A 3,115-nucleotide genomic window follows, 5' to 3' on the forward strand; every position below is an offset into this window, starting at 1 on the left:
GGCTCGGCTGGTTCAGGCGGCTTCGCCAGGAAAGTCGACGTCACCACCGGCGGCTCGGTCGAAACCCTGCAGGACCGGTCGGCAGGCATCGTCGTCCAATCGCTTGGCGGCGGCGGCGGCAATGGCGGCTTTGTCGTGGAAGGCGCCCTCTTCGGAGCGAGCGTTGGAATCGGCGGCAAGGGCAGCGGCGGCGGCGATGGCGGCGACGTGTTCTTCCGCACCGCCAATGGCGGCCAGCAATCGATCATCACGCGCGGCACCGACTCGATCGGCCTCGTCGTACAGTCGGTCGGCGGCGGTGGCGGCAATGGCGGCTTCGTCGGCACGTTTGGCGCGATCGCCAATCTGGGCATCGGTGGTGGCGGCGGCGCGGCAGGCGCGGGCAAGGCGGTCGATGCGACCTATAATGGTTCGGTCGAGACCTTCAAGGAAAGGTCGGCCGGTATCATCGTGCAATCGATCGGCGGCGGCGGCGGCAATGGCGGCGGCGTCATCGGTGTCGGCCTTGGCTTGACCGTCGGCATCGGCGGCAGTGGCGCCGGCGGCGGCGCCGCGGGCAAGGTCGTCTACAACTCCACCACCACGAATATCACAACCCACGGCGCCGACTCCGCTGGCCTGATCGTTCAATCGATCGGCGGCGGCGGCGGCAATGGCGGCTTTTCCTTCAATGGCGCTATCGCTGCGACCATCGGCATCGGCGGCAAAGGCGGAGCGGCCGGCGAGGCCGAGACGGTCAGGGCCACAATTGGTGGCGGCTTGATCCATACGATCGGCGATCGCTCGACGGGTATTGTCGCGCAATCCATCGGCGGTGGCGGCGGCACGGGCGGCGGTTCCGCAGGACTGAACCTGGGCCTCGGCATCGGGATCGGTGGTAAGGGCGCCGGCGGTGGCGGCGGCAAGACCGTTGATGTCATCAACGGCGCCGTCGTCCAGACCGAAGGTATTCAGTCGCACGGCATCATGGCGCAGTCGGTCGGCGGCGGCGGCGGCTCCGGCGGCTTTGCGGTGACGGTCGGCGGACCTTCCTTCTCGCTGGGCGGCAATGGCAGTTCCGGTGGTGGCAGCCAGAAAGTCTATGTCGAAAATACGGCTCGGATCACCACTGACAGGGACCTCTCGATCGGCATCTTCGCGCAGTCGGTCGGTGGTTCAGGTGGTGATGGAGGCTTGGCGGGCGCCGGTGGTGCCTTTGCGGCCGTCGCTGTCGGTGGCCAGGGCGGCGCTGGCGGGGCAGGTGGCCAGGTCGAGGTCAAAAACACCGCAAACATAACCACCAAAGGCGCGCTCGCGCACGGCATCCTGGCGCAATCGGTCGGCGGCGGCGGCGGCAATGGCGGCAGCGCCGGTGCGGTCGCGGTTGGTATATTCGGTGCGGCTGGCGTCGCGATCGGCGGCGGCGGCGGCGATGCGAACCTAAGCGATCAGGTTACCGTCACCCACAAGGGCGACATCCACGTCGGCGGCGCGGGCGCGAAGGCCATCCTGGCGCAATCGGTCGGCGGTAGCGGCGGTAATGGCGGCAATGCCTATTCCGGAGCCTTCAGCGCCGGTTTCTACGCATCGGCAGCTGTCGGCGTTTCGGTTGGCGGCGAGGGCGGCGATGGCGGCCCTGGCGGCAAGGTTACGGTCAGGGCGGACGGCAACATCATCGCCGACACCGACGCGGTCGGCTCGGGCGGCATCGTGGCACAGTCGATTGGCGGCGGCGGCGGCAATGGCGGCCGTGCGGCCACGATGGCCGGCTCGGTCAGCAACGGCGTCAATGTCAGCCTCGGCGTTACGGTCGGCGGCTGGGGCGGCGACGGTGGCAGGAGCGACCTGGTGATCGTCGATACCGGCCTCAGCGGCGGCGGCAGCATCGTCACCAAGGGTTACCAGGCTGGCGGCATTCTTGCCCAGTCGGTTGCCGGCAGCGGCGGCAATGGCGGCGATTCCTGGGCGGCGGCTGGCGGTTACGGCGTCAATGTCAGCGTTAACGCGACCGTCAGCATCGGCGGCGGCGGCGGCGACGGCAATGTCAGCGACGATGTGCTCGTCCACAATGCCATGACGGTGCAGACGGATGGCGACATGAGCGCGGCGATCCTTGCGCAGTCGATCGGCGGCGGCGGCAATGGCGGCTCGACCAACGGTGCGACCGCCGATCTGGGCGGCGGCCAAGGCGTCAACGTTGCGGCCAACGTGACCGTCGGAGGCGGGGGCGGCACCGGCAATATCTCCGGCGCGGTCGACGTGATCAACACCGGCAATTTGACGACCAAGGGCGATTTCTCCTCAGGCATCGTCGCGCAATCGCTGGGCGGCGGCGGCGGCATGGGCGGATCGAGCAACGCCAAGGCGTTCCACCTTGGCGGCACCAGCGAGACGAGTGTCACCGTCAATGTCGGCATTGGCGGTTCGGGCGGCTCCGGCAACGATGCGGCGTTGTTCCGCCTGGATGACGGCAACAACGTCATCGGCGCCGGCGTGCATGTCGACAATTCCGGGGTAATCCGGACCCAGGGCTTCAATTCCATCGGTATCCTGGCGATGTCGGTCGGCGGCGGCGGCGGCGGCGGCGGCGCGGCTTCGACCGACGAGGAGATCGTTGGCGGAGGCAGCGAAGGCGAGACGTCCGTCGGCATCGGCGCGGCGATCGGCCTCGCCGCGGGTGGTGCCGGCAATGGCGGCACGGTCTCTGTTACCAACCGGAGCCTGATCGTGACCGACGGCGCCGATTCGTATGGTATCAGCGCCAACTCGATCGGCGGCGGTGGTGGTGTCGGCGGCTCGGCGACATCGGGCGTATTGGGTAAATATGCGATCGGTGGGGCGCTTGGCGGGGCAGGCGGCGGCGGTGGCAGCGCTTTCCAAGTCGACGTCTTCAATCTCGCCACGGCCGGCATCTGGACCCAGCAGGAGCGTTCCATCGGCATCTTCGCACAGTCGGTGGGTGGCGGCGGTGGCGCCGGTGGCGCCGGCGAAAGCACCGGTCACACCGATGAATCGGAAGTCAGTGTCAACCTGTCACTGGGCGGGTCCGGCAACGTTGGCGGTAACGGCGGCAAGGTCAATGTCGAAAACAGCGGCTGGGTCCAGACCGAGAAGGCCTATTCGCACGGCATACTGG

General features: G+C 68.2%; 1 pseudogene. It reads left to right on the forward strand.

The features are described from left to right. Positions 1 to 3,115, forward strand: a pseudogene (locus tag EN893_RS39915) (autotransporter outer membrane beta-barrel domain-containing protein); the annotation flags it as partial.

The sequence above is a fragment of the Mesorhizobium sp. M7A.F.Ca.CA.004.04.2.1 genome, assembly GCF_004022825.1.
GTDB lineage: Bacteria > Pseudomonadota > Alphaproteobacteria > Rhizobiales > Rhizobiaceae > Mesorhizobium.